The 26,248-nt window shown below is 30.2% G+C and carries 29 protein-coding genes; 25 read left to right on the top strand and 4 right to left on the bottom strand.

Annotated features, from left to right (window positions below):
• Nucleotides 1–73: 73 nt before the first annotated feature.
• The 9 genes from J2Z76_RS13145 to J2Z76_RS13105 all read left to right on the top strand — a co-directional run bounded on the left by J2Z76_RS13145 (nt 74) and on the right by J2Z76_RS13105 (nt 9,631).
• Nucleotides 74–211, top strand: coding sequence for a hypothetical protein (locus J2Z76_RS13145; protein WP_209512530.1), 138 nt, complete (start codon nt 74–76; stop codon nt 209–211).
• Nucleotides 204–1,667, top strand: a complete 1,464-nt coding sequence (locus tag J2Z76_RS13140; RefSeq protein WP_209512529.1) for a sodium:solute symporter family protein — start codon at nt 204–206, stop codon at nt 1,665–1,667. Before J2Z76_RS13145 ends, J2Z76_RS13140 begins: the two co-directional genes overlap by 8 nt.
• Before the next feature lie 28 nt (nt 1,668–1,695).
• Nucleotides 1,696–3,405: a sensor histidine kinase gene (locus J2Z76_RS13135; protein WP_209512528.1), complete on the top strand. Its 1,710-nt coding sequence runs from the start codon at nt 1,696–1,698 to the stop codon at nt 3,403–3,405.
• The gene (locus J2Z76_RS13130; protein ID WP_209512527.1) at nt 3,398–4,786 is read left to right on the top strand and encodes a sigma-54-dependent transcriptional regulator; all 1,389 of its coding nucleotides are present in this window, start codon (nt 3,398–3,400) and stop codon (nt 4,784–4,786) included. Before J2Z76_RS13135 ends, J2Z76_RS13130 begins: the two co-directional genes overlap by 8 nt.
• Before the next feature lie 172 nt (nt 4,787–4,958).
• A complete protein-coding gene (locus tag J2Z76_RS13125; RefSeq protein WP_209512526.1) occupies nt 4,959–5,729 on the top strand; it encodes a LamB/YcsF family protein in 771 nt (256 codons plus the stop codon).
• 16 nt (nt 5,730–5,745) lie between these two features.
• The gene (locus J2Z76_RS13120) at nt 5,746–6,954 is read left to right on the top strand and encodes an NRAMP family divalent metal transporter (RefSeq protein WP_209512525.1); all 1,209 of its coding nucleotides are present in this window, start codon (nt 5,746–5,748) and stop codon (nt 6,952–6,954) included.
• A 77-nt stretch (nt 6,955–7,031) separates the two neighbouring features.
• Complete coding sequence (gene pxpB, locus J2Z76_RS13115; protein ID WP_209512524.1) at nt 7,032–7,787, top strand: 5-oxoprolinase subunit PxpB; 756 nt, start codon at nt 7,032–7,034, stop codon at nt 7,785–7,787.
• Nucleotides 7,774–8,814 (top strand): 5-oxoprolinase subunit C family protein, encoded by a 1,041-nt coding sequence (locus J2Z76_RS13110; protein ID WP_209512523.1) that lies wholly within the window; start codon nt 7,774–7,776, stop codon nt 8,812–8,814. The genes pxpB and J2Z76_RS13110 overlap by 14 nt, the downstream gene beginning before the upstream one ends.
• A 25-nt stretch (nt 8,815–8,839) precedes the next feature.
• Nucleotides 8,840–9,631 carry a putative hydro-lyase gene (locus J2Z76_RS13105; RefSeq protein WP_209512522.1) on the top strand — a complete coding sequence of 264 codons (792 nt, stop codon included), beginning with the start codon at nt 8,840–8,842 and terminating at the stop codon, nt 9,629–9,631.
• Between the two features lie 53 nt (nt 9,632–9,684).
• Here the strand turns inward: J2Z76_RS13105 and J2Z76_RS13100 are convergent, their stop codons facing one another.
• Nucleotides 9,685–10,713 (bottom strand): M23 family metallopeptidase, encoded by a 1,029-nt coding sequence (locus tag J2Z76_RS13100; RefSeq protein WP_209512521.1) that lies wholly within the window; start codon nt 10,711–10,713, stop codon nt 9,685–9,687.
• 231 nt (nt 10,714–10,944) lie between these two features.
• Here J2Z76_RS13100 and J2Z76_RS13095 point away from each other — a divergent pair, with 231 nt between their 5' ends.
• The 5 genes from J2Z76_RS13095 (at nt 10,945) to rpsR (ending at nt 13,150) form a co-directional block, all read left to right on the top strand.
• Nucleotides 10,945–11,733: an MBL fold metallo-hydrolase gene (locus J2Z76_RS13095; protein WP_209512520.1), complete on the top strand. Its 789-nt coding sequence runs from the start codon at nt 10,945–10,947 to the stop codon at nt 11,731–11,733.
• A gap of 15 nt (nt 11,734–11,748) precedes the next feature.
• Entirely contained in the window at nt 11,749–11,916 is a 168-nt protein-coding gene (locus J2Z76_RS13090; protein WP_209512519.1) for a CxxH/CxxC protein, read from the top strand.
• A gap of 159 nt (nt 11,917–12,075) precedes the next feature.
• Nucleotides 12,076–12,369 carry a 30S ribosomal protein S6 gene (gene rpsF, locus J2Z76_RS13085; protein WP_245210456.1) on the top strand — a complete coding sequence of 98 codons (294 nt, stop codon included), beginning with the start codon at nt 12,076–12,078 and terminating at the stop codon, nt 12,367–12,369.
• Nucleotides 12,370–12,390: 21 nt separating this feature from the next.
• Complete coding sequence (locus J2Z76_RS13080; RefSeq protein WP_209512518.1) at nt 12,391–12,852, top strand: single-stranded DNA-binding protein; 462 nt, start codon at nt 12,391–12,393, stop codon at nt 12,850–12,852.
• A 40-nt stretch (nt 12,853–12,892) separates the two neighbouring features.
• Nucleotides 12,893–13,150, top strand: a complete 258-nt coding sequence (rpsR, locus tag J2Z76_RS13075; RefSeq protein WP_209512517.1) for a 30S ribosomal protein S18 — start codon at nt 12,893–12,895, stop codon at nt 13,148–13,150.
• Between the two features lie 71 nt (nt 13,151–13,221).
• On the opposite strand, the gene J2Z76_RS13070 is transcribed toward rpsR, so the two are convergent.
• Nucleotides 13,222–13,569: a HesB-like protein gene (locus J2Z76_RS13070; RefSeq protein ID WP_209512516.1), complete on the bottom strand. Its 348-nt coding sequence runs from the start codon at nt 13,567–13,569 to the stop codon at nt 13,222–13,224.
• A 119-nt stretch (nt 13,570–13,688) separates the two neighbouring features.
• On the bottom strand, nt 13,689–14,726 hold the full coding sequence (gene spoIID / locus J2Z76_RS13065; RefSeq protein WP_209512515.1) for a stage II sporulation protein D: 1,038 nt from the start codon (nt 14,724–14,726) through the stop codon (nt 13,689–13,691).
• A 136-nt stretch (nt 14,727–14,862) separates the two neighbouring features.
• Between spoIID and J2Z76_RS13060 the strand changes: the two genes are divergently transcribed.
• The 3 genes from J2Z76_RS13060 (at nt 14,863) to J2Z76_RS16895 (ending at nt 16,215) form a co-directional block, all read left to right on the top strand.
• Nucleotides 14,863–15,570, top strand: coding sequence for a M23 family metallopeptidase (locus tag J2Z76_RS13060; protein ID WP_209512514.1), 708 nt, complete (start codon nt 14,863–14,865; stop codon nt 15,568–15,570).
• Nucleotides 15,571–15,644: 74 nt separating this feature from the next.
• Nucleotides 15,645–15,920 carry a sporulation transcriptional regulator SpoIIID gene (spoIIID, locus tag J2Z76_RS13055; RefSeq protein WP_209512513.1) on the top strand — a complete coding sequence of 92 codons (276 nt, stop codon included), beginning with the start codon at nt 15,645–15,647 and terminating at the stop codon, nt 15,918–15,920.
• Nucleotides 15,921–16,080: 160 nt separating this feature from the next.
• Nucleotides 16,081–16,215, top strand: coding sequence for a hypothetical protein (locus J2Z76_RS16895; protein ID WP_280922407.1), 135 nt, complete (start codon nt 16,081–16,083; stop codon nt 16,213–16,215).
• A gap of 59 nt (nt 16,216–16,274) precedes the next feature.
• Here J2Z76_RS16895 and J2Z76_RS13050 read toward each other — a convergent pair whose 3' ends face one another.
• Entirely contained in the window at nt 16,275–17,645 is a 1,371-nt protein-coding gene (locus J2Z76_RS13050) for a sigma-54 interaction domain-containing protein (RefSeq protein ID WP_342455050.1), read from the bottom strand.
• Nucleotides 17,646–17,902: 257 nt separating this feature from the next.
• Between J2Z76_RS13050 and J2Z76_RS13045 the strand changes: the two genes are divergently transcribed.
• The 8 genes from J2Z76_RS13045 (at nt 17,903) to J2Z76_RS13010 (ending at nt 26,154) form a co-directional block, all read left to right on the top strand.
• Nucleotides 17,903–18,295 (top strand): GrdX family protein, encoded by a 393-nt coding sequence (locus J2Z76_RS13045; RefSeq protein ID WP_209512512.1) that lies wholly within the window; start codon nt 17,903–17,905, stop codon nt 18,293–18,295.
• A gap of 70 nt (nt 18,296–18,365) precedes the next feature.
• A complete protein-coding gene (gene grdG, locus J2Z76_RS13040; protein WP_209512511.1) occupies nt 18,366–19,652 on the top strand; it encodes a sarcosine reductase complex component B subunit alpha in 1,287 nt (428 codons plus the stop codon).
• 26 nt (nt 19,653–19,678) lie between these two features.
• The gene (gene grdF, locus J2Z76_RS13035; RefSeq protein WP_209512510.1) at nt 19,679–20,989 is read left to right on the top strand and encodes a sarcosine reductase complex component B subunit beta; all 1,311 of its coding nucleotides are present in this window, start codon (nt 19,679–19,681) and stop codon (nt 20,987–20,989) included.
• A gap of 131 nt (nt 20,990–21,120) precedes the next feature.
• Nucleotides 21,121–22,203 carry a YkvI family membrane protein gene (locus tag J2Z76_RS13030; RefSeq protein WP_209512509.1) on the top strand — a complete coding sequence of 361 codons (1,083 nt, stop codon included), beginning with the start codon at nt 21,121–21,123 and terminating at the stop codon, nt 22,201–22,203.
• 133 nt (nt 22,204–22,336) lie between these two features.
• Entirely contained in the window at nt 22,337–23,413 is a 1,077-nt protein-coding gene (locus J2Z76_RS13025) for a YkvI family membrane protein (RefSeq protein ID WP_209512508.1), read from the top strand.
• A gap of 134 nt (nt 23,414–23,547) precedes the next feature.
• Nucleotides 23,548–24,168: an RdgB/HAM1 family non-canonical purine NTP pyrophosphatase gene (gene rdgB / locus J2Z76_RS13020; RefSeq protein ID WP_209512507.1), complete on the top strand. Its 621-nt coding sequence runs from the start codon at nt 23,548–23,550 to the stop codon at nt 24,166–24,168.
• Nucleotides 24,146–24,625: a YfcE family phosphodiesterase gene (locus tag J2Z76_RS13015; protein ID WP_209512506.1), complete on the top strand. Its 480-nt coding sequence runs from the start codon at nt 24,146–24,148 to the stop codon at nt 24,623–24,625. Before rdgB ends, J2Z76_RS13015 begins: the two co-directional genes overlap by 23 nt.
• A 119-nt stretch (nt 24,626–24,744) precedes the next feature.
• Entirely contained in the window at nt 24,745–26,154 is a 1,410-nt protein-coding gene (locus J2Z76_RS13010; protein ID WP_209512505.1) for a sigma-54 interaction domain-containing protein, read from the top strand.
• Nucleotides 26,155–26,248 lie beyond the last annotated feature (94 nt).

Raw genomic sequence — 26,248 nt, 5'->3', positions numbered from 1 at the left:
CACTTAGTGAGTCCTTTTGTAAATTATTATTTACTGTTTGAAATTATATAAGTATATAGTTAGGAGTTAGTATATGTCAGAAATTTTAGGATTACCAATTAATACGTGGATAATTGTTGGAGGTTTATTTATTTCATCAGCCCTATCTCCTTTAATACTAGCTATCATTATAATTAAAAATATGAAAAGGAAGGGGCATAACAATGAATAAAGGTATTATATATCTTTTGTTTTTTACAGTTTATACTATTGTTCTATTATTTTTTGGTAAAAGTGGATTTAAAAAAACTAATAATTCACGGGATTTTTTTGTTGCAGGAAATTCATTGGGATTGTATGCGAGTGTTTTTACATTTAGTGCAACTTGGTTTAGTGCGGCATCCATGCAAGGTGTTACGGGTTCAATGTATGCAATTGGTTACAATACTGTACTTTATTCTATTGTGCCATGGTTTTTAGGAGCTACAATGCTAGTTTTGTTAGCATCCAGATTAAAAAAATATGATATATTAACAGTACCTGAATTTTTCTATTTAAGGTATAATAGTAAAAGTTTACAAGCTATGACAGGTATTATTATTGTAATTACATATACTTTTTATATTATTATACAAATTAGAGGTTTTGGAATTGTAATTTCTGAATTATTAGATATTAATTATATGGTCGCTATTTCTTTAGTGTATCTATTTGTAATATATACAACATTTGGAGGGCTGTTTTCTGTAGCTAAAACAGATAGTTTAAATATTATTTTAACTGTTGTTGGAATAGTTTTAACCGCAGTAATCGTATTAAGTGAAGTTGGAGGCATAAGTATTATTCATGAGAAAGCAGCAGAAATTAACACTAGACCATTCCCTTATTATCAAAATATAACTGAGAAGGGCGGGCTGCTTGACCCATTTGCAAAGGGACTTATGCCACCTATGATTACATTAACTTCTTTTTTTGGTTGGGGCTTGGGTTTGGCTGCTAATCCTCAATATGCAATTCGTATATCATCTGCTAAAAATACAACAACAGCTATAAAAATGGTTTGTTATTCTGTAATTTTGCTAGCGTTTATGTATGTGGGTCTTATGATAATAGGTTTGGGCGGAAGAGTTTTAGAACCATCAATACAATCAATTAGATATGAAGATGAAGTTTTTCCCTATATGATAAATAATATAATTTATTCTCCCTTTAGTAGTTTAATTTTAATTAGTATAACAGCAGCTGCTATTTCAACTGCAAATTCACAACTTCTTGTAGCAGCAAGTGGATTTACATACGACTTGTATAAAAATTTAATAAATCCTTCGGTAAATGAAGAAAAATTATTAAATTTAAGTAGAATTTTTATTTTTATAATAGGGACAGTATCTCTGATATTAGCTATATATCCACCGGTTAGTTTATTAGTGTTTGGTGGATATATATGGGGATTTTTCTCAGCTACTTTTTTAATTCCCTTATATGGCGGAGTATTTTGGAAAGGGTCAACAAAAGAAGGAGCAATTTCATCTTTTATTGTAGGACTTGTTACTATAATTGTGTTTATGATTAAGAATTTGTATTCTACAATACATCCAGCATTCCCAAGTGTTATAGCATCTGCTATAACATTTTATGCTGTTAGTAAATATACAATTAGCAAAGGAAGGAAAAATAGTGAGAAGTGACATTGAAAATAAAATTCTAATACCTTTTATGATTTTATTAATAATATCTATTTTGATGCTTGGCGTTGTATCATATATGAATGGTTATAACTTGCTATTAGAAAATGAAATAGAAAATGCATCAAATAATTTAAAAGAGATGATACTTATATTTCAAAATGAAAGCAGCAATATAAAGAATGAGGATGAGGCAAAGAGTTTTGTTATTGAATATTATAAAGATATAGGTAAAGATAATTTAATTATTTATAGTGACCATAAAATTTTGTTGAATAATTATGGTAAAGATAAGGATTGGATATTAAGCTTAATGAATGAGGAATTAAATTATAGCAATAAATATATTACTACAAAAGACTATATATTTACATATAGAATATATAGTGATTGGAATTGGGTAATAGGATACCGTTTAAACAAGGATATATTTTTTTATAATGTGCTAGATAGTCAAAAAAATATAATTTTAATTGCAATTATATCTTTAATATTTTCAATGCAAGCATCTATTCTTATATCTTATAACATATCAAAACCTATTAAAATGTTAGCAGAACTTTGTGATAAAATAGTGGACCAGGGTAGTTTTCAAGAAAAAATTGATATAAAACGTAAAGATGAAATAGGTATATTGGCAAAAGCTTTCAATAATATGCTAGATAGATTGCAATATAATACTAATGAATTAATTGAAGTAACCAAATTCAATGAAGATATTTTAAAAAACGTACCAGCGGGTATAATAACTACCGATCAATATGGAAATATATTATCTGTAAATCAGGCTGCAGAAAGTTTTTTTAGCATTAAAAGAAATTTAGATAAAGATATTGAGGAGAATTTACATAAACAAATTTATGAAACATTAGAAACAAATAAAAAAATAAACAATGTGTTAATGTTCAATGATATTCAAGAAGGAAGTAAAATATATCTTGATACCACTACTTCCTTATTAAAAGATAAAGAAGGCTCTAGAGGCGCCATTTGCAATTTTAATGATATTAGCGAGAGAAAAAAAATAGAAAACAACATGGATACACTAGATAGGCTTACATCTATTGGGCAGTTAGCAGCAGGAATCGCACATGAAATCAGAAACCCTTTAGCAGGAATGAAGACTGGAATTCAAGTTTTAAAAAATAGATTATGCAAAGAAGAAGACAAGAACAATGAAAAGATATTTAATGGAGTTCTTCACGAAATAGATAGAATAAATCATTTGATTTCAAGTTTATTAGATTTTGCTAAACCGAGATCTCCAAAATATGAGAGAACAGATTTAGTGTTAGTATTGGATAGTGCCTTAGAATTAGTTAATAAAACGGCATTAGATAAAAATATAGTGATAAATATAAATATAAATTGTGATAATACAATATCTTTTGTAGATAAAGCTCAATTAGAACAAATTTTCTTAAATATAATAAAAAATGCTATTAATGCAATGGATGGAAAAGGTATGTTAACTATTGTATTTAATAATTATCTAGAAGAAAGTGTTAATATGGTTGAAATTGAATTTCAAGATACTGGATGTGGTATCCAACCGCATGATTTTAATAAAATATTTAATCCGTTTTTTACAACAAGGCCTCAAGGTGCAGGACTTGGATTATCAGTAGTATATGAACTAGTAAAAGGTAATCAAGGAGAAATTAATATACAGAGTGTTGTAGATGAAGGAACGAATGTAAAACTGAGATTTCCTACTATGGGAGGTAAACTAAATGAATAATAAAATTCTAATTATTGACGATGAAGAGATTATTAGATTATCCTTGAGTGAAGGGCTTAAAGATTTAGGATATAAAGTTAGCACTGCTCATGATGGTAAAATAGCTATAGAAGAAGTAAAAAAATTTAAACCACAAGTAGTTTTTTTGGATATGCGATTATCTAATGAAAATGGACTGGATATTTTACCAAACATAAAAGAAATTGACAATGAAATAGAAATAGTAATTATGACAGCTTATGGAGATATACAAACTGCAGTAAAGGCAATTAAAATAGGTGCATTTGATTATATAAATAAGCCTTTTGATTTACAAGAAATAGATATTATAATAAAAAGAATCATTAAGAATATTGAACTACAAAAAAAAGTTTTTATATTAGAAAAAGAAAAGCAATCGTATGTTGAAAATATAATTGGAGAACATCCTCTTATGTTAGATGTTTTTAACAAAATAAAAATATTATCAAATAATGATAATGTAACAGTTTTAATTAGAGGTGAAACTGGTACTGGAAAAGAACTTGTTGCATTGGCAATACATAACAATAGTATAAGAAAAAATACAAATATACTAAATATTAATTGTGGCTCTATTCCTCATCAACTAATAGAGAGTGAATTATTTGGTTTTGAAAAAAATGCTTTTACTGGAGCTAATAATAGGAAAAAAGGATTGTTAGAAATTGCTGATGGAGGGACTGTTTTTTTGGATGAAATAGGTGAATTGCCATTAGAATTACAACCCAAATTATTAAGGTTTCTTGAAGAAAGAAAATTCAAAAGGGTGGGTGGCTTAGATGATATTGAGGTTGATATAAGAGTAATTGCAGCTACTAACAAAGATTTAGAAAAAGCAATTAAAAATAAAGAATTTAGAGAAGATTTATATTACCGGTTAAATGTAGTTCCTATATACATCCCACCTCTTCGGGAGAGAGGAAGAGATATTCTTATTTTAGCAAACAACTTCCTACAGGAATATAACAGAAGGTTTAATAAAAATATAAAAGGTTTTACAAAAAAATCAGAAAAATCTCTTTTATCATATAATTGGAGTGGCAATGTTAGAGAATTAAAGAACGTAGTTGAAAGAATCGTTATATTAAGTGGTGGGGAATATATAGACATAGGTGACTTGCCATATGAATTTAAAAGGAATATAAGAGAAGATGAAAATATTTTGAAATTTACAAATCATGAATGTAAAAATGAAGTATTTTACCCAGGGTTTTCTTTAGAAAAAGAAGTTGAAGAAATGGAAACTTATTATTTGAAGTTAGCTTTAAAAAAATGCAGTAATAATTATACTAAAGCATCTGAAATGCTAGGTATTAGCAGATTTGCTTTTAAAAGAAGAATAGAAAAATATTTTTTATAATTAAATTGAGCGATTGTGCACTATTTGTTGCATATCGCTCAATTTACTGTGTGATTGTACACATATATAAATTAAATTCATAGTTTTTATTGAATTACACATAATTACAATTCTGCGTTGATTGGCATTGTAATTGCATACTATAATGATGAATAATATTTGGAGGTGTAAAATGTTTAAAGTTGATTTAAATAGTGATATTGGGGAAAGTTTTGGAGATTACAAATTGGGGTTAGATTCAGATGTAGCAAAGCATATTTCTTCTGCAAACATAGCCTGTGGATTTCATGCAGGAGATCCTATTGTCATGGCTAAAACAGTAGATATTGCAGTTAGGGAAAAGGTTGCTATTGGTGCGCATCCTGGATTTCTTGATTTAATGGGTTTTGGAAGAAGAGAGATGAAGGTTACAGCATATGAGGCAAAGAGCTATATTAAATATCAAATAGGTGCTTTGTGGGCATTTGCAAAGGGAAAAGGTGTTGAGTTGCAACATGTTAAGCCTCATGGCGCACTATACAACATGGCTGCAAAAGATGCAGAATTAGCTTTTGCAATTGCTGAAGGAGTGTATGAAGTTGATAAAAATTTAATATTAGTTGGTCTTGCAAATAGTGAATTAACCCTTGCTGGAAAAAAGGTGGGGCTTAGGGTAGCTAATGAAGTATTTGCTGATAGAGCATATAATTCAGATGGCTCTTTAGTTTCTAGAAAAAAAGAAGGAGCAGTAATACATGATACAGAATTGGCAATATCAAGAGTTCTTAGAATGGTAAAAGAAGGCAAAGTAGAATCTATCAATGGTGAAGATATAAATATACAAGCAGATACGATTTGTGTGCATGGAGATAATCCTCAAGCTGTTGTATTTGTAGAAAAAATCAGAAGTGTTTTAGTAGCAGAAGGAATAGAAGTTGTATCAATGGGAAGTTTTATAAAATAGCTAAAGGAGAATAAATATGGATAATAGTAAAAAGAAAAATTCAAATCTTGGTGTTCTTTTAGGAGCAGCCTTTCTTATGGCAACATCAGCAATTGGACCAGGGTTTTTAACACAAAGTGCAAGTTTCACAGAGACATATAAAGCAAATTTTGGATTCGCTATTATTGTATCGATTATATTAACTATTGGCGTTCAATTAAATATCTGGAGAATAATAGGTGTGTCTGGCATGAGAGGGCAAGACATAGCTAATAAGGTTTTGCCTGGATTAGGTTATTTTGTAGCTTTCTTGGTGGCGCTAGGTGGACTTGCATTTAATATAGGTAATGTTGGTGGAGCTGCATTAGGATTAAATGTTATTTTTGGTATGGATATAAAAGTTGGAACAATTTTAGGTGGATTATTAGGTATATTTATATTCTTATCCAAAAATGCTAAGAATATAATGGATAGATTAACTTATATATTAGGAATAGTAATGATAATTTTAGCAGGATATGTAGCAGTGGTAAGCTCACCACCAGTTGGAGAAGCTATAGTTAAAACAGTTGCACCTGATAGTGTAAGTAAATTAGTATTTCCAATAATAACATTACTAGGTGGAACAGTAGGGGGTTACATTACATTCTCTGGAGGGCATCGTTTGATTGATGCGGGTATTACAGGAAAAGAAAATTTAAACCAAATTAATAAAAGTGCAATAATGGGGATTAGTGTCGCATCAATAATGAGGGTATTATTTTTCTTAGCTATTTTAGGAGTAGTTTCTAAAGGTATAAAACTGGATTCTAGCAATCCCGCAGCAGATGCTTTTTTAAATGCCGCAGGTCAGGTAGGTTATAAATTCTTTGGAGTTGTACTGTTTTCAGCAGCTATTAGTTCTGTTATTGGGGCGGCATACACTTCAGTTTCATTCTTAAAAACATTAAATAAAACTATAGGTAAATACGAAAACCATTTTATTGTAGGGTTTATTGCTTTATCTACTTTAATAATGGCATTTATAGGCAAACCTGCTAAGTTATTAATTTTAGCTGGTTCTTTAAATGGATTAATATTACCAGTTACATTGGGTACTATTTTATTAGCATCAAGAAAAAAAGAAATTGTAGGTGATTATAAACACCCAACATGGTTAATCGTATTCGGTATACTTATAGTGATAATTACTGCTTATTCAGGTTTTGTATCATTACAGAGCATTACAGCATTATTTAGTAAATAACAGTTAATAACAAAATATTATATCGTAAAATGGTTATTATTATAATCATTTTACGAATTTTTAATGGAGGAATATATATGTATGAGGAAACGAAGTATTTGGTTTCTGGCGATAAGGCATTAAATATGGAATTTGGAAACAGTATAACTGATGAAATAAATAGTAGGATAAGGGCCGTAACAGTAGCAATTGAAATGCAAAACATCAAAGGTATAGTTGAGCTAGTTCCTACTTATCGTTCATTGATGATACATTATGATCCAAATATTATAAGTTTTAGTAAGCTAGTAGATACTTTAATAAAATTAGAGAAAAATTTAAGTAATATTAAATTACCAGCACCTGAGGTAATTGAAATACCAACTATATATGGTGGAGATTACGGACCGGATATAGAAAATGTGGCATTACACAATAAGATAACAAAAGAAGAGGTAATAAAAATACATACTTCTAGTGAGTATTTAATTTATATGCTTGGCTTTACTCCTGGATTTCCTTATTTAGGTGGCATGAATAAAAAAATAGCTACCCCTAGATTACAAGCACCTAGAACTAAGATACCTGGTGGGTCAGTAGGAATAGCTGGTGAACAAACAGGTATATACCCTATAGATAGTCCTGGTGGATGGCAATTAATAGGACGTACTCCTCTTTTGCTATTCGAACCACAACGAGAAAATCCAATTTTATTAAAGGCTGGAAACTATATTTCTTTTAAGAGTATAGGAGAAGAAGAATATAAAAAAATTATAGAATCAGTAAAAAATGGAACTTATAAATATATAACACATCCAAAAAAAGATTGGGGTGATGACAATGGGACAAATTAGAATTCTCAATCCAGGCTTGATGACTACAGTTCAAGATTTAGGTAGATATGGATTTCAACAATATGGAGTATCAGTTTCAGGAGCTATGGATCAATTTTCAGCAAGATTAGCGAATATTTTAGTAGGAAATGATGAACATGAGGGAATATTAGAAGTCACAATAATGGGTCCTAAGATCGAATTTTTAAATTCAGAGGTTATTGCCATAACAGGTGGTGATTTACAGCCATTAATAAATAATAAACCTATAAATATGAATCAAAGTATATTAGTGAATTCAGGTGATTGTTTGTCTTTTAAAGGGCTTAAGAGAGGTTGTAGAAGTTACATTGCCTTTGCTGGAGGAATAGACGTTCCAATAATAATGGGTAGCAAGTCTACATTTCTTAGAGCGAAATTAGGAGGATATGAAGGGAGATCTCTAAATCCAGGTGATTTAATTCAAATATGTAAGTCCAGCTCTTCCTTAAGTGATTTAGAAGGAAGAAAAGTTGAAAAGGGTTTTTATGACTATAGTAATACAGTAGAATTAAGAGTAGTTTTAGGGCCACAAGATGACTGCTTTACCAAAGAGGGCCTTGAAACTTTCTTTAAAAGTGAATATACAGTTACAAATAACTGTGATAGAATGGGATATACACTAGATGGAGAAAAAATTCAACATAAGGATGGAGCAGATATTATTTCAGATGGAATATCAATGGGAGCTATCCAAGTTCCTAGTAAAGGCACTCCAATAATTATGATGGCAGATAGACAAACAACAGGTGGTTATACTAAAATAGCTAATGTTATTACTGTAGATTTGCCTAAGGTTGCACAAGCCAAACCTGGCGATAAAATTGTATTTAAAAAATCAACACTTGAAGAATCACATCTACTAATAAATAAATTAGAAGACAAAATTACGGATATAAAAAAACACATAAATACACCGAAAAATGTAGAAGTATTGAATACTAGAAGTTTTTTCTTGAAAGTTAATGGAAATCCATATAATGTTAAAGTTGAAGAAATAAATAGTTAAATATAAAAATTTTAGGGGGTAAAAGATGTTTGATTTAACAAATATGAGTCCAAAAGAAGTGAGAGATTTAATTAGAAGTGGTAAGGTAGTACAACCTACCTCTGGTATGTGCAGAGGACATATTCAAGCGAACTTAGCTATTGTTCCAAAAGATTTAGCTTTTGATTTTCTATTGTTTGCTCAAAGAAATCCAAAATCATGTCCAATACTTGATGTAACAGATGTGGGAGATCCAGAACCAAAGCTAATGGCAAGGGGAGCAGACTTGAGATATGATATACCAAAATACAGAATTTATAAACATGGAGAATTAGTTGATGAAGTTCTAAATTTAAAAGATTATTGGAGAGATGATTTAGTAGGATTTTTAATTGGTTGTAGCTTTTCTTTTGAGTCTGCTATGATAAATGCACATATTCCAATTAGACATATTGAAGATAACCACAATGTTCCAATGTATATAACCAATATTGATTGTGAGCCAGCAGGTAAATTTCATGGCAAAATGGTTGTGAGTATGAGACCAATACCATATAAATTAATTACTAAAGCGGTTCAAGCGACATCAAGATTCCCTCAAGTTCATGGTGCCCCAATTCATATAGGAGATCCAAGTTTAATAGGAATAAAGGATGTTAATAAACCAGACTTCGGTGATGCATCTATAATCAAAGATGGTGAAGTACCAGTGTTTTGGGCATGTGGAGTAACACCTCAATCAATTGCCATGACCAGTAAACCGGAATTAATGATAACTCATTCACCAGGGCACATGTTTTTATGTGATCCAATGGACGAGGATTTAGCAGTATTATAGCACATAAATAAAGAAAGAAGTGCACAATGTGCTTATCTTTCTTTTAAGAATAATTATTTCATATTAAAAAACCTAATATTATATATTCTATTAAAATCCTTTGTTTCAGAATTAAATGAGACAGGGGATTTGTTTTTGCTTAGAAGCCTAACTATATTGTAAACATCAATCCAAATTTCACTAAGAGTTTCTTTTTGAGATTCATCAAAAATTAGTTGCATTCCAAAATGCAAGTGTGTTGTATTTATATTGTTAACATTTTCCTTTCTACTATATCCAGTTCTACCCATATATCCAATTACATCACCTGCGTATACAGTATCGCCGACTTTAAGGTCGCTATGATAAGGATGGTCTTTTTTTAAGTGAGCGTAATAGTAATATCTTTTTTGATCAAAACTTCTTATGCCTACTCTCCAGCCACCATATTGATTCCATCCAAGAGCTTCAATTGTTCCTGATTCTACAGCTATAACAGGTGTTCCAACAGAACCCATCAAGTCGTTTCCAAGGTGAACCCTTCTAAAGCCATAGTCCCTAGAATTTCCAAAATCATCATAATGGTTGTAGTAATAACCCCTAGCAATTGGAGAGAAAGCTTTGAGTCCATATTTTTGAATCCATTTTTTTTGACCAGGGTTATTTTCATCATCTACCTCTATTTCATATCCTCCTACAAAACCTCCTAAAACAGCTGTATAAGCTTCATGAAAATAATTGTAGTATTTCAATTTTTCAGTAAGCTTTTCAATACTTTCACCATTGTTTAACTTATTAATAAGATCATCCATATCTTTTGCTTTATATCTTGAAAAATTACCACCATATCTTGATGCGAGATATGATAACAATTCAATCCAGTCCAATTTTACCTCGTTATCAATACTTTTTATGTCAGCTTTTAGTGCTTTGTCAAGTGCTTCGTAGGATACACCAAAATCAACCCATTTTATAAAGCCTTTTTCGCCATCCATAGCAACTGCACTAGAAGGACGGTTAGTTGAAACCAAATAAAATAATCCACTGATTAAAATTAAAACAACTAGAGAATATAAGATTTTAAGTTTTATTTTTATAATCATAATACATTCCTTTATAAAATATTTATACTTTACATATTATGTAATAAATATTTTAATAGAACCTATAATATTTAGAATTTCAATAATTATATAGAAGTTTTGAATATAAAAATTAGAATTATTAATTGTAATACCCCAAAAATTGTGATAAGATGATTATTATATTTCAATACTTTAAAATATAAAACTGCAATAATGGGTATTAGCCATAAATTACCCTAGGAGGAAAACTTGAATTTAAAATTTTGTTCATTATATAGCGGTAGTAGTGGTAATTGTCAATTTATAAAGACAGAGAAAACAATTATACTTGTTGATGCAGGATTAAGCGGAAAAAAAATCCAGCAAGAAATGATAAAAATAGGAGAGGATCCTAAAAAAATAGATGCAATATTTGTAACACATGAACATATAGATCATATACAAGGGGCGGGAGTATTGTCACGACGTTTCGATATACCTATATATGCGAATGAAAAAACGTGGACCGCGATGAGCTCTATAATTGGTGATATTAAATCTCATAATATAAAAACCATATCTGAAGACGCTGAAGTAGGAGATATATTTATACAATCCTTTGATATATCACATGATGCAGCTAGTCCTGTGGGATATAATATTTATCATAAAAACAAAAAAATTAGTATGGTAACAGATACAGGATGTATAAATGCGAATATAATAAATAGCATAAAAGATGCTGATTTGTTGTTGGTGGAATCAAATCACGATGAAGATATGGTCTTGATTGGCCCATATCCTTGGCCTCTTAAAAGGAGGGTACTTGGTGAATTTGGACACATGTCTAACGAGGCAGCTGGGAACCTTATAACTAAAGCAATAAAAAAAGGAACGGAAATAGTTTTGTTAGGACATTTGAGCAAAGAAAATAATTTTCCGCAGCTTGCTTATAAAACAGTTGAAAATATACTTAAAGAAAATGGAATAGATGTTAATCCTGGTGTATGTCTTGATATGACCTATAGAGATAGATCAAGCAACATATATGAAATATAAAAATAGGAGATAGATATGGTTGAAAATAAAAATTTATATGCATGTAAAGACCATATAGAGGTTGCTCTTGATGATTACATAAATTTCGAGGAAAATGCACCATATATGGTAGAAGTATCAGATGAAGAACAGGTTGTTTGCAGTTATTGTGAACAAAAAGCAAAATATAAGCTTTTGTCGTAAATATTTTGAAATTTTCTAAACAATAATTATAAAAAGTATAAAATTAATATATATATTGTAAAAAAATGCTTGTATTAAAATTTATTAAATGCTATAATATTTACGCTATCCTTGCTCCCTTATATTAAATAGGGGGCCAAAGTCCAAAGGGAGGTGACTATGATGCAAAAATATGAAGGAGCTTTTATCTTATTGTCTAATTTAGAGGCAGAAGTTAGAACAGCAGAAATTGAAAAAGTAAAAAATATAATAACTGAAAGACAAGGAACTGTTGATAAAGTTAATGAGTGGGGTCAGAGAAGACTAGCTTATGAAATCGATAAAAAAAGAGATGGTTATTATGTAATAATTAATTTCACTTCAAATGCAGATGCTGTAAATGAAATAGACAGAATTTGTAAAATAAGTGATAATTTCGTTAGACAAATGATTACAGTAGATGAATCAAAATAAATAATATAAAGAGGTAAGCTTATGAACAGTGTTGTATTAATTGGAAGATTAGCCAGAGACCCGGAATTAAAATTTGTTCCTGCTACAGGAATGGCAGTAACAAGACTTACTTTAGCAGTAGATAAGGATTTGTTTGGAGACAAAAAGCAGCAAGCTATAAGTCAAGGTAAACCAACAGCAGATTTTATTAATGTGACAGTATTCGGTAAATCAGCAGAAAATTGTGCAAACTATCTTTCTAAAGGTAGACAATGTGCAGTTCATGGCAGAATTTCGACTGGGAGTTACACTACACAATCAGGCGAGAAAAGATATACAACAGATGTAATAGCAGACAAAGTTGAATTTATTGGTTCGAAAGATCAAGGTTCACCAAGTCCTCAAGGAAAACCAGTAAAGCCAGATAGCAGCTATTTTGATGATTTTCCAGATGATGACAATGACATTTTCCAACCAGTAGATGACGAAGAAATTCCATTTTAATAGAAGAGTATAAAATTCTCAGGAAAAGGAGGAAAGTCAGATGAGTTCAAGACAAGGCGGCTACCAAGGCAATGATAGGAACAAAAGAAAACCACGTAAAAAAGTATGTCAATTCTGTCAAGAAAAGGCTACACATATAGATTATAAGGACCTAGGAAAGTTGAAAAAGTATACAACTGAAAGAGGTAAAATATTACCTAGAAGAATTACAGGTGCTTGTGCAAAACATCAAAGAATGGTAACTAGAGCTATAAAAAGAGCAAGAACAATTGCTTTATTACCATACACAACAGAATAGTATTTAATTAATAAAAGCGTTGATAATATAGAATGTACAAATTCTCATTATCAACGCTTTTGATTTAAATATTAATATTCATCACCACAGCCGCCACAACTGCCGCATTCACCGCTGCAACCAGAAGATGGAAGAACGACAGGCTTTAACCCAACGCCATTACCATCATTTTCTTCATTTGAAACTATTATAAAACCACCATACTCTGCAAGAATGCTTTTTTCTACAATAAATGTTATATCATTAATTACTTCAGTATGATCTTCGGCATTAGCCTCACTTACCATTATATTAAATATTGGTCCACTGCATGTATATTCAGATATATTAATTCTAATATTACAAGATTCAACATTATTTTCGTCTAATAAATCTTTAAATTCTTTGTAAGCAATATCACTAATAAATATGTTTTTCACTTTAATTTTCCTCTCTAGCTAAATATTTAATTAATATAATAATATAAATTATATTAATTATACTATTACAATAACATAAAAATATAACTTTTCAAATATAAAATTACATTTTTATAAGATTATTTCATATTTGCTATTTCAACATTAGTATAATAATGTTTTAATATTTCTTTGTAGTTGTAACCTTCATCAGCCATTCCAGAAGCTCCCCATTGGCTCATTCCAACACCGTGCCCATAACCTGTAGTTACAATTTCAATTTGATTTCCTGACTGTATAAAACTGAAATTAGTCGAGTTAAGGCTGAATAAAGACCTGATTTCTCGACCAGAGATTTCTTGATTATCAATTATTAGTGACTTTATTTTTCCACCTTCACTAACAGACCCTAGTTGTATTTTTTCTTTTAAATTATTTGGTGTAATGTTTAAGTCTCCATAAACCGATTTTAGTTTAATAATGAAATCACTAATAGGTATTTTAGCGGAGTCGTGAAGCTTTGGAGCATTATTTTCGTATGGACTTTCAACACTTCTTAAATAGGGTACAGAAGTTGAAAAAACATCTTCAGAATTTTCTGTTCTACCTCCACTTGTAGAGTGAAATAAAGGTTCAATTATTTTATTTTCATAAGTTAATATCTGTCCTCTAGTTGAATTAACAGCTTCTTCTATTTTACCCCAGTATTTATCATACCAGCCATTTTCGTGTTGAGCAATTAAGTCATCTTTTGAATTCCAAACTTGACAATGAGTCCCTGTACAAACAGGTGCATCTAAATGCTCTGGTTGTCCATTAGGAAATTTTTTAATTTTATATAACAAGTATGTCCTTGCTGTGACTGCTTGTGCTTTAAGAGCTTCAATATTAAATTCTGCTGGCATTTCTGATGCAACAACACCTTTTAGATACTCTTCAAAATCTATTACAATTACTTCATTTGTTTTAAGATTATATACTTTTATTAAGTCTGACTCTGACGAGTTTATCTGCATATTTTGGTTATTGTTTAGTTGCTCGGGTGCTGGTTTAGTTGTATCTTCTATAATTTGAGAATTTATATTATCTAGTTTATTTTCTAAATAGTTAAGAGCCACAGTAGGAATTATAAAAAGCATAGAAAAAACAATTAAAGCAAATATAAAACTATTTTTCATAAAATTAATCTCCTTTATCATAAGTTGTATTTAAATTTTATGTTTAAAAATTTTTTTTAGAACGCTTGTATTAAAAATAAAAATTGGGACACAATATTTAAAAGATAATAAAAAAGAACAAAACAGGAGGTTAGTAATGAAAAAGGATAGATTTAAAAACACTAAAGAAAGAATGAAGAGGTTTTTTACAAAGCTAAAAAACAAGGATACAAGCTTTTTTATAATAGCTTTGTGTGTATGCTTGTTATCAACAGCTGTTATATGGAGGTATACTGCTAGAAAACCGAATAGCGAAAGTGATTTATCTCAAAATGAAACAGAAGAAGGAAATATGAATGCAAATGTTGACCCATATAAAGATCGTTTAGAAGAGTTTATGGAGGATTACGGTAAAAAGGAAGAAAAAGACATTGCTTTAAAAGAAAAATTAGATTTAAAGAGTATGAATGTTCCATTAACGGGAGAGGTAATAAAAGAATTTACTTTAGAAAAATTACTATACTTTGATGCAATAGGTGAATGGCGAGTACATAAGGGTTTAGACATTAAACCTAAAGACACACTTATGATAGAATCAGCATTTAACGGAACAGTTGAAAAAGTTAGTACATCTGAATTAACTGGAACTGAAATAGTTATTGACCATGGAGATAATATAAAAACACTTTACAATAATCTTGCCTCTTCAAAAGTGTCAGTAGGAGATGTTGTTGAAAAAGGTCAGATAATAGGAAATATCGGAAAATGCGACAGTATAGAGTCTGCTGATGGTCCACATCTGCATTTTGAAATAAGTATAGATGGAAAAAATACAAATCCCCTTGACTATATTCCTGGAGAATAAAAAATAAAGTTCTATTAGGTGCAATAAATGCATAAAATAAATAAGACGGTGGATAATGTCAAAGGGGGTTAAACATGAAAGATTACATAGAACGGAGAGCTATAGAAATCGCGGAATATATAATAAATACTGAATCTACTGTAAGGCAAACAGCAAAAAAATTCGGCGTTAGTAAAAGTACGGTACACAAGGATGTTACAGAGCGTCTTCCTAAATTAAACCCTCCAGTTGCAAGCGAAGTAAAAAGAGTTTTGCTTAAGAATAAGTCTGAAAGGCACATTAGAGGGGGAAAAGCTACACGCCTAAAATATAAAGAGATACATGAACATGATAAAGTAAGTAATATGTAATTTACCAATCGATGAAAAGCTTCCGCATTCTGCGGGAGCTTTTGTTATTGTTGGCATTGGTAGAATTTTTAAAAAGGTTTAAAAAAATTAACAACTAAAATGAATATAAAATTTCTAAGAGGTAAAAATAATAATGCTATTAAGTAAGGAGGAAAGTTCCATGGATAAAAATTATAAAATAGCTAATCTTAAAGAACAAAATTTTGAAGAACTTAGAAAATTAGAGGATAAAATAAAAATGGAAACAGGAAGGGATTTTGTGCTCATAGCTTGGGAAAATGAAAAAAATAAGTAAGTAAGTGCATTGTTTAAATCACAACTGGCTAGGAATTATAAATAATAATATTATAATTCCTAGCTCTTTTTAATATTATATTCTTTTATTTTGTTAAATAATTGCCTAGCACTGATATCAAGTTTTCTTGCAGCTTCTGCTACATTACCTCCTGTCTGGGATAAGACCCATTCAAGGTATTTAGATTCAGTTTCAATTTTAAAATCTTTAAAATTAATAATTTTATTAAAACTAGATGTTTCTTTACAAAAATTATTTTCCTTATTTTTAATATTATATAAAATTGGTATTCCATCTTTAGTAATATTGCCATCAACAGATAGGATAACCATTCTATCTATTATACTTTTAAGCTCTCTGATATTTCCTGGATAATTGTAGGAATAAAGAAATTTTTCAGGCTCTGGCTCTATATATTTAATTTTTATATCATTCTCCTCTTGTGACTTTTCTAGGAAAAACTTAATAAGTTTATCTAAATCATCATGTCTTTCTCTGAGGGGAGGAATATTTATTACAATAGTACTTATTCTATAAAAAAAATCTTCTCTAAATTTGTCATTTACAACTTCACACAATAGATCTTTGTTTGTAGCTGAAATAAGTCTAAAATCTATTAATCTTTCCGTATTGCTGCCTAGCCTTTCTACTTTTTTTGTTTCTAAAACCCTAAGAAGTTTTACCTGGGTAGTTAAATTTATATCTCCAACTTCATCTAAAAATAAAGTACCATTATTAGCATATTCAAACCTTCCTTGTTTTGACTTCAAGGCACCAGTAAAAGATCCTTGTTCGTGACCAAATAATTCTGATTCTAGTAAAGTTTCTGTAAAGGCACTACAGTTAACCGGTACAAAACTATTTGTACTTCTCGGGCTACATAAATGAATATATTTAGCAGCAACTTCCTTTCCAGTTCCAGATTCCCCTGTTAAAAGAATGTTAGCTTTAGTATTTGCAACTTTTTCGCAGTGAGATAGCATCTTGTTATAGCTTTCGCTTGTACTATCGAGCAAATAATGATTAAGTAATTTTTCTCTTAATTTAGTCTTGTCTTTTTTTTCATGAAAGATATTTAATATCTTATTTGGTAATGAATTTAATTCGCTTTTTATATCCATATATTCCTTGGCGCCATTATGTATTGATATACTACCTTGGCTATATAATGGCTTAGAAGCAACAATAATTAGTTCTGTTTTAGGATAAACTTTAATTAACCCCCTCATGGTAAAATCTTTATTAAAAAGATTGTAGTCAGTTATTACAAAATCAAAATTGTCATCATTTAATACTTCGTTAAATGCTTTTTCAATAGAATTGCATTGTGCAATATGTTTAGTAATAATAGAAATTGCGTTATTTACAATATTTATATAGGCTGTATCCTTGTTTATAATTAATATCTTTACGTCATTAATAAAAATCACTCCTCGCCTCAGTAGTATAATAAATGATAAAAATTTATCATTTATTATACGATGAAGATACTTGCTCAGTCAAGAAATAAATTTCATTACAAATTAAAGTTTGTTAAAAAATATTGAAATTAAATATCGTGATAACGATATTTAATGTTGCGTTGTCAATATGTGAAAAATAATTTTAGAAATATTACCTATTGGTATGTTTATTGCTTAACAAAGTAGTATGAAAGCTAAATATATGCATTTAAGGAGACCTTGCTATGTATAAGACAATTATTACAAATAATCATAAGGTATTTCAAAAATATAAGGATAGGTATGATGTGCTTTTTTTACAAGAAGGTAGCTATATGGATGTATTAAATGAAACTAGGAATAAAGTTCACAGAGGTTACAAAGTACTCACACATCCTATGGCTGGTAGTCTAAAGCCTAATCAGACACCATATAAGTCTATTATTATTGGTGAAGGAAGAGGGGTAACTGATTACGAGAGTATAAATCTTATAGAAAATAGCATAGAAGCTGCTATTAAATTTCTAAAATATAAGTCAACTCCAAAATGGAGTGAAAAAATATTAAAGGATTTCGAAACAGTTGATTTATCTTTTATAGAAAATGTAGTTAGGAATCCTATGTTTGACAATGCTTAATGTTGTATAAATCCCTAGTGATATATTTAAGAAATAAATTAGGGTTTTAATAGAAAAGGAGGTAACAAATTTGAGATTAGAATTAGGAAAAATTAAAATTAATGATGTTCAATTTGGTGAAATGACTAGAGTTGAAAAGGGCATACTTTATGTTAACAAAGAAGAAATAGTAAAACTTGTGTTGGAAGATGATAGAATTATTTCAGCGCGTGTTGAACTTGCGAGGCCAGGTGAATCTGTACGTATTGCACCTGTAAAAGATGTTATTGAACCAAGAGTTAAAGTATCAGGTAGTGGTCAAATATTCCCGGGTACAATCAACAAAGTAAAAGAAGTAGGTAGTGGAAGAACTCATGCATTAGTAGGTGCTACTGTTATAACATGTGGTAGAATAGTAGGTTTTCAAGAAGGACTTATAGATATGTCAGGACCTTCAGCTAAATACACACCATTTTCAGAAACAAATAATGTTTGTGTAGTAATTGAGCCAGTAGAAGGATTAGAAACTCATGATTACGAGGCAGCAGGAAGAATGGCTGGTCTAAAAGTTGCAACATATATCGGTGAAGCTGGAAAAAATATAGAACCTGATGAAGTGGTCGTATATGAAACAAAGCCAGTGCAAGAACAAATAAGGCAATATCCAGATCTTCCTAAGATAGGATATATACATATGCTTCAATCACAAGGATTACTTCATGATACTTATTATTATGGAGTTGATGCAAAAGTTATGGTTCCAACATTTATGTATCCAACTGAAATTATGGACGGCGCAATAATTAGTGGAAACTGTGTTGCACCTTGCGATAAGGTTACAACATTCCATCATTTAAATAATCCAGTTATAGAAGATTTATACAAGAGACATGGAAAAGATTTAAATTTTATTGGGGTAATATTAACTAATGAAAATGTATTTCTTGCAGACAAAGAAAGATCGTCAGACATGGTTGCTAAATTATGTGAATTTTTAGGACTTGACGGTGTTTTAATTACAGAAGAAGGATATGGTAACCCTGATACTGACCTCATGATGAACTGTAAAAAGGTTAGTCAAAAAGGGGTTAAGGTAGTTCTAATAACTGATGAGTTTCCAGGAAGGGATGGTAAATCTCAATCATTAGCAGATGCTGTTGAAGAAGGAGATGCACTTGTATCATGTGGAAATGGTAATGTAATAATAGATTTCCCACCTATGGAAAAGGTAATTGGAACGCTTGATTTTATTGAAACTATGATTGGTGGATATGAAGGAAGCTTAAAACCTGATGGAAGCATTGAAGCAGAACTTCAAATAGTTATCGCTTCAACAATTGCAAATGGATATAACAAACTTGCAGCTAGAGGATATTAAATAAAATCAAGGAGGATTAGTCTAATATGGAAAAAATAAAAGTAGTTCATTATATAAATCAATTTTTTGCAAACATAGGCGGAGAAGAAAAAGCCGATATTGAGCCAGAAGTAAGAGAAGGCATAGTAGGACCAGGTCTTGCACTTCAATCAGGTCTGGGAGATGATTATGAAGTTGTTGCAACCGTAATATGTGGTGACACATATTTTGGTGGACATATAGAAGACGCTAAGAAAACGATATTAGATATGATTAGACCATACAAACCAGATTTGTTTGTAGCTGGACCTGCTTTTAATGCAGGTAGATATGGAGTTGCTTGTGGTACTATAGCTAAAGCCGTAGAAGATGAGTTAAATATACCTGTTGTAACAGGCATGTATCCAGAAAACCCCGGTGTTGATATGTTCAAAAAAGATTTACACATTATCCAAACAGCTATTTCAGCTGCAGATATGAGAAAAGCAATGCCAAAAATATGTAAACTTGCTAAGAAGATGATAAACAAAGAAGAAATATTATCACCTGTTGAAGAAGGATATATTGAAAGAGGTATCAGAGTAAATTACTTTAATGAAAGAAGAGGTTCTGAAAGAGCGGTAGATCTTATATTAAAGAAAATAGCAGGAGAGCCATACGAAACTGAATATCCAATGCCTGTATTTGATAGAGTAGCTCCAAATCCAGCAATTAAGGATTTATCAAAAATTAAATTAGCAGTTGTTACATCCGGCGGTATAGTACCACAAGGAAACCCTGACAGAATTGAGTCATCAAGTGCTACAAAGTATGGAATTTATGATATAACAGGAATGGATAGTTTAACAAAAGATAAGTTTATGACTGTTCATGGTGGATATGATAGAGCATTTGTTTTAGAAAATCCTAACCTTGTTGTGCCACTTGACATTCTTCGTGAAATTGAAAAAGAAGGTATAATTGGTGAACTTGCTAACTATTTTGTTACTACAACAGGAACAGGAACATCAGTAGGAAATGCTAAAGGCTTTGGAGAAGAGTTTAGTAAAAAACTTGTTGAAGATGGAGTTGGAGCAGTTATACTTACATCGACCTGAGGCACTTGTACTCGTTGCGGTGCAACGATGGTAAAAGAAATCGAAAGAGTAGGAATACCTGTGGTTCATATGTGCACAGTAGTGCCAATATCGCTTACTATAGGTGCAAATAGAATAATACCTGCAATAGGTATACCTTATCCACTAGGAGACCCAAACCTTGGTGAGAAAAAAAGCAAGAAATTGAGAAGACAACTTGTTGATAGAGCACTTAGTGCACTACAAACTGAAGTAGATGGACAGACAGTATTTGAAAAGTAGTTAGATAAGTATAACAATTCAATCAATCGAGTTATTACATTATCCTTGAACAATAGTCAATTAGTGCAACACGGTATTGTATTAGTTGACTATTTTAGGGTTTAGATGTTAAATTATATAGGAGGTATTTTATGGATGTACAAAACGTAAGCATGAACAAGGTGATAATGTTTGCAGGTGCTTTTATAGCATTTTTGATAGGATCTGGTTTTGCAACAGGTCAAGAAGTATTACAATATTTTGCATCATATGGATATATGGGCATCTTAGGTATAATAGTCATTTTTGTATTGTTTTTGTACGTTGGAGTTAGTTTTATAACAGTAGGACAAAAAGAACATTTTGAAAAAAGCAATGAAATATACACATATTATTGTGGGAAGGTTATAGGAAAGTTTTTTGATTATTTTTCAATAGTATTTATTTACATGTCATTTATAGTAATGATTGCAGGAGCTGGGGCTACTATAAATCAGCAGTACGGGCTACCAGTTTCGGTTGGGGGAATATTAATAGCTGTATTAGCAGGTGGAACAGTAGTTTTTGGCCTTGGTAAAATAGTTGATGTAATTGGTAAAATAGGTCCAGTTATAGTTATATTATCTATATTATTAGGATTATCAGCGATATTCATGAATCCAGGTGGCTTAAGCAGGGCAAATGAAGTTATACCCAGTTTAAAATTAATGAAGGCTTCTAGCAATTGGCTATTTGCAGCAGGCTCATATGTCGGGTTTTGTATGCTTTGGCTAGCATCTTTTATGGCTGCTATGGGTGCAACTGCACAAAGTAAAAAGGAAGCATCGTTGGGTGCAATATTAGGAGCAGTTGCTTTTTCGGCAGCAGTTCTTATAGTTGCATTAGGATTAATGGCAAATATAGAGCAGGTTGCAGGTACAATGATACCATCATTAATTCTAGCTGGAAATATTCATCCAACTATAGCTATTGTATTTTCATTAACTGTGGTAGCAGGAATATATACAACAGCTGTACCACTTCTTTGGACAGTATCATCAAGAATAGCAGATGAAAAAACTCAAAAATTTGTTATTTTAACGGTTGTATTAGCTGTTATAGGAACATTTATTGGGCTAAGGGTTCCTTTTGATAGATTAGTAAATATCATTTACGTTATTAATGGATATGTTGGAATATTACTTTTAGTATTAATGATTATCAAAGATGTTAGTACTAGGAAACAAAAAAACTAGATATTTGACTACATAAATGAAAAAGGGTTAACTAGTGCGTTATAGTATGCATTAATTAACCTTTTTTATTTGTAATACTATACCTAGTTACTGTATAGAATGATAGTGTGGTAAATTATTGTAGGGGGAACATGTGAGTAATAAAAGAGTGAATTTAAAACAAGTAGTTAGGATTTCTGGTGCCTTTGTAGCATTTTTAATTGGGTCTGGTTTTGCAACAGGGCAAGAAGTAATTCAATATTTTGCTGCTTATGGATATAGGGGCATAGCCGGAATTATGGTTATGTTTTGTCTTTTTATGTACACGGGTGTAAGTTTTATAACAGCTGGCTATGAGTATAAAAATTTAAGGGAATATAATATTTATATATATTATTGTGGGATGCATATAGGTAGATTTTATAATTTGTTTACAATAGTATTTGCATATATGTCCGTTATAGTAATGATATCTGGAGCTGGTGCTACATTAAATGAGCAGTATAGTTTGCCTGTATTTATAGGTTGTATAATAATGGCTTTGTTATCATGTTGCACAGTTATTTTAGGATTAAATAAAATAGTCGATATAATAGGAAAAATAGGACCTGTTATAGTAATTTTATCTATTTTTTTAGGACTATCATCAATTGTCAAAAACCCAATAGGGTTGCAAAATGCAGATAAGATTATCCCAAATTTAAAATTGATGAAATCATCTTCTAATTGGTTCTTTTCAGCATGTTTGTATGTAGGCTTTTCAATTCTTTGGCTAGCAACATTTTTATCATCTATGGGGGCAAGGGCAAATAGCAAAAAAGAAGCATCGCTTGGTGTAATAGGTGGAGTAACTGCTTTTTCCTTAGCGGTTTTATCAATTGCACTAGGTTTATTAGCAAATATTGAACTAGTAGAAGGAACTATGATTCCTTCATTAATACTGGCAAAGAACATTAATGAAAGGTTTGCTGATATATTTTCACTAACAGTAGTATTAGGAATATATACTACTGCAGTACCATTGCTTTGGTCAGTATCTTCTAGAATTTCCCATGAAAAAAGCTATAAATTTTCTATAACAACGATAATTTTAGCTATTGTAGCTACTTTAATAGGACTGACTTTTCCGTTTGATTTTTTAGTAAATTTAATATATGGTATAAATGGTTATATAGGTTTGCTATTTTTACTTCTAATGATTATAAAGGGTATTAAGAATAAGTTTAATTAAAATATAGTTATTTATATTGTAATGCCAAAGAAATTTATGTTAAAATTAAGGTAGGATGGGTATAATAATTTTAAATAGATATAATTGTAAATTATTTCATAATAGAACAGATGATAAAGTGAGGAAACAGTAAAATGAGAAGAAAAGTAATTCTATCAAGTGGCAATAAGCATAAGGTTAAGGAAATAAAAGATATATTAAAAAATATGCCGTTTGATGTAGTATCTAAAGATGAAATTGGTTTTGAGGACTTTGATGTTATAGAAGATAGAGAAACATTAGAAGAAAATGCTTTAAAGAAAGCAACTGAACTAAAAAAATTAGTAAGTGGAATAATAATAGCAGATGATACAGGCTTGTTTGTTGATGCATTAGACGGACAACCAGGAGTTTATTCAGCTAGATATGCAGGCGAACACGTATCTTATATAGATAATAACAATCTCCTTTTAAAAAACCTTAAGAATATTCCTTCTGAAAAAAGAACAGCCTACTTTAAAACAGTTGTAGCAGTCGTGTTAGAAAATGATGAATATTTTATGGCAGAAGGTATTTTAAATGGAAAAATAGGATTCGAGGCGAAGGGCGATAATGGTTTTGGTTATGATCCATTATTTATTGTAGAGAGTACTGGTAAAACCCTTTCAGAAATATCAGATGATGAAAAAAATAAGATTAGTCATAGAGCAAAAGCATTATTAAATTTAAAGGAAAGGTTGGAAAAAGTAGCAGGTGAAAATATTAGTAGTAAGTGATACGCATGGAGCAATTTTTGAATCTATAGTTAAACCTATACGTGAAGAAAAAGATATTGACCTCATGATACACTGCGGAGATAAGTACAAAGATGCTGAAAAACTTGCATGGTTACTAGGAATTAAGGACTTTTATAGGGTTACTGGAAACTGTGATTATGATATTGAAAATAGAAAAGATATGCTAATCCAAGTAATTGGAGGTAAACAAGTATTAATAACTCATGGCCATTTGCAGAATGTCAAAGATGATTTAAATCATTTAAAAAAATTAGCAGATGAAAATCATACAGATATAGTGTTATATGGACATACACATATAGCACATGAAGAGTTGTGCAATGATGTACTCTATTTTAACCCTGGTAGCACAATTATGCCTAAATACGGTAAACCAAGCTACGGGATAATTGAAATAATGCCTGACAAGATTTTAAGTAGGATAGTATGTTTGTAATTATAATTAAGTCGTCAGTATGAAAACATTATCAGTTTGTAAAATTTTATACTAATGTTATAATAGGATAATAGTTATACATTTTTAATACAAAATTTATTATAAAAAGGTGTACTTATATGGTTGATATTGGTGGATTATTATTTAATAGTTTAGATTATGTTTTGATAGTAGATAGAGAATTTACTGTCATATATAATACTAGATATGATAATAGAGTAAATATTTCTGTTAATGATTATAGCAAATATGAATTTTTGAATAAAAATTTTTTTGAAATATATCCAGATGTAAAAAAAGAAACAAGTTCAATAGTAAGGTGCATGACTACAGGAGAAATAGTAGTAAAAAAGTTCCAAAAGTATAAAGATTTTACTGGAAAAGTTTATTGTACACATAATGTTACAATTCCATTAGTTAGAAAAGGTAAAATAATGGGTGCAGTAGAACTAGTAAAAGATATTACGACAATTGACAATGTAAATAATTTAGATGTTGAAGATTTTGAAGAATCAACTAATATATCCAGTGATTTAAGTAAAATTTCATTTGACAAAATTATTACCAAAGACAGTAGTATGATAAAAAATATTGAATATGCTAAGATTATGTCAAAAACAAAAAACCCCATTTTAATTTATGGAGAAACTGGAACGGGAAAAGAGGTTTTTGTTCAAGCAATGATAAATTATAGTGGTGTATCAAGAAATAAGGTAGTTATTCAAAATTGTGCGGCTATACCACAAAATTTAGTTGAATCAATTTTATTTGGAACATATAAAGGGGCATATACAGGTGCTGAAAATAGGAAAGGATTATTTGAAGAAGCTAATGGAGGAATAATATTCTTAGACGAACTTAATTCAATTCCTTATGATGTTCAAGGGAAGTTGCTTAGAGTTTTACAAGATGGTAGTTTTAGACCAGTAGGCTCTAATGTTGAAAAATCAGTTAAGGTTAAAATTATTGCAGCAATGAACATTGACCCACTTAAAGCTATTGAAAAAAAAGAATTTAGAAGTGATTTGTTTTATAGACTAAGTAGCGGAATGATTTATTTATCACCTCTTAGAGAGAGAAAGGGAGATGTTAAATACTTTGTGCATAATTTTATCAATGAATTTAATAATATTTATGGAAAAAATGTACAAGGCATAACTAAAACTTTAGAAGATATTTTTTTAGAGTATAATTGGGATGGAAATGTTAGAGAGTTAAAACATATTATTGAGTCAATGATTAGTTGCAGTAATACTAATATTTTAGATGTACAACAATTGCCTGCATATATGTACGATAGAGTTTATAAGGACAAAAAAGATGAAGAAGGTAAGAAAAGTATCGGTATAAACTATGATTTAAATAAGGAAAAATATGACTTGAAAAAAATTTTAGAAGAAAAAGAAATAGAAACAATAAAAGAAGTATTAATTATTACTAAAGGAAATAAGACTGAGGCTGGTAAAATCCTAGGAATACCAAGGCAAACACTAAAATATAAAATAGATAAGTTAAATATTACAATATAAATAGACAAATATTTGTCGGAAACAGTAATAGACAAATATCTGTCACCAATAAATAAAAAACAACGACAACTTTTTGTCGTTGTTTTTTATTTAT

Origin of the sequence: Sedimentibacter acidaminivorans (assembly GCF_017873955.1) — a bacterium.
Taxonomy (GTDB): Bacteria; Bacillota; Clostridia; order Tissierellales; family Sedimentibacteraceae; genus Sedimentibacter; species Sedimentibacter acidaminivorans.
This window is presented reverse-complemented; position numbering and strand designations above follow the sequence as displayed.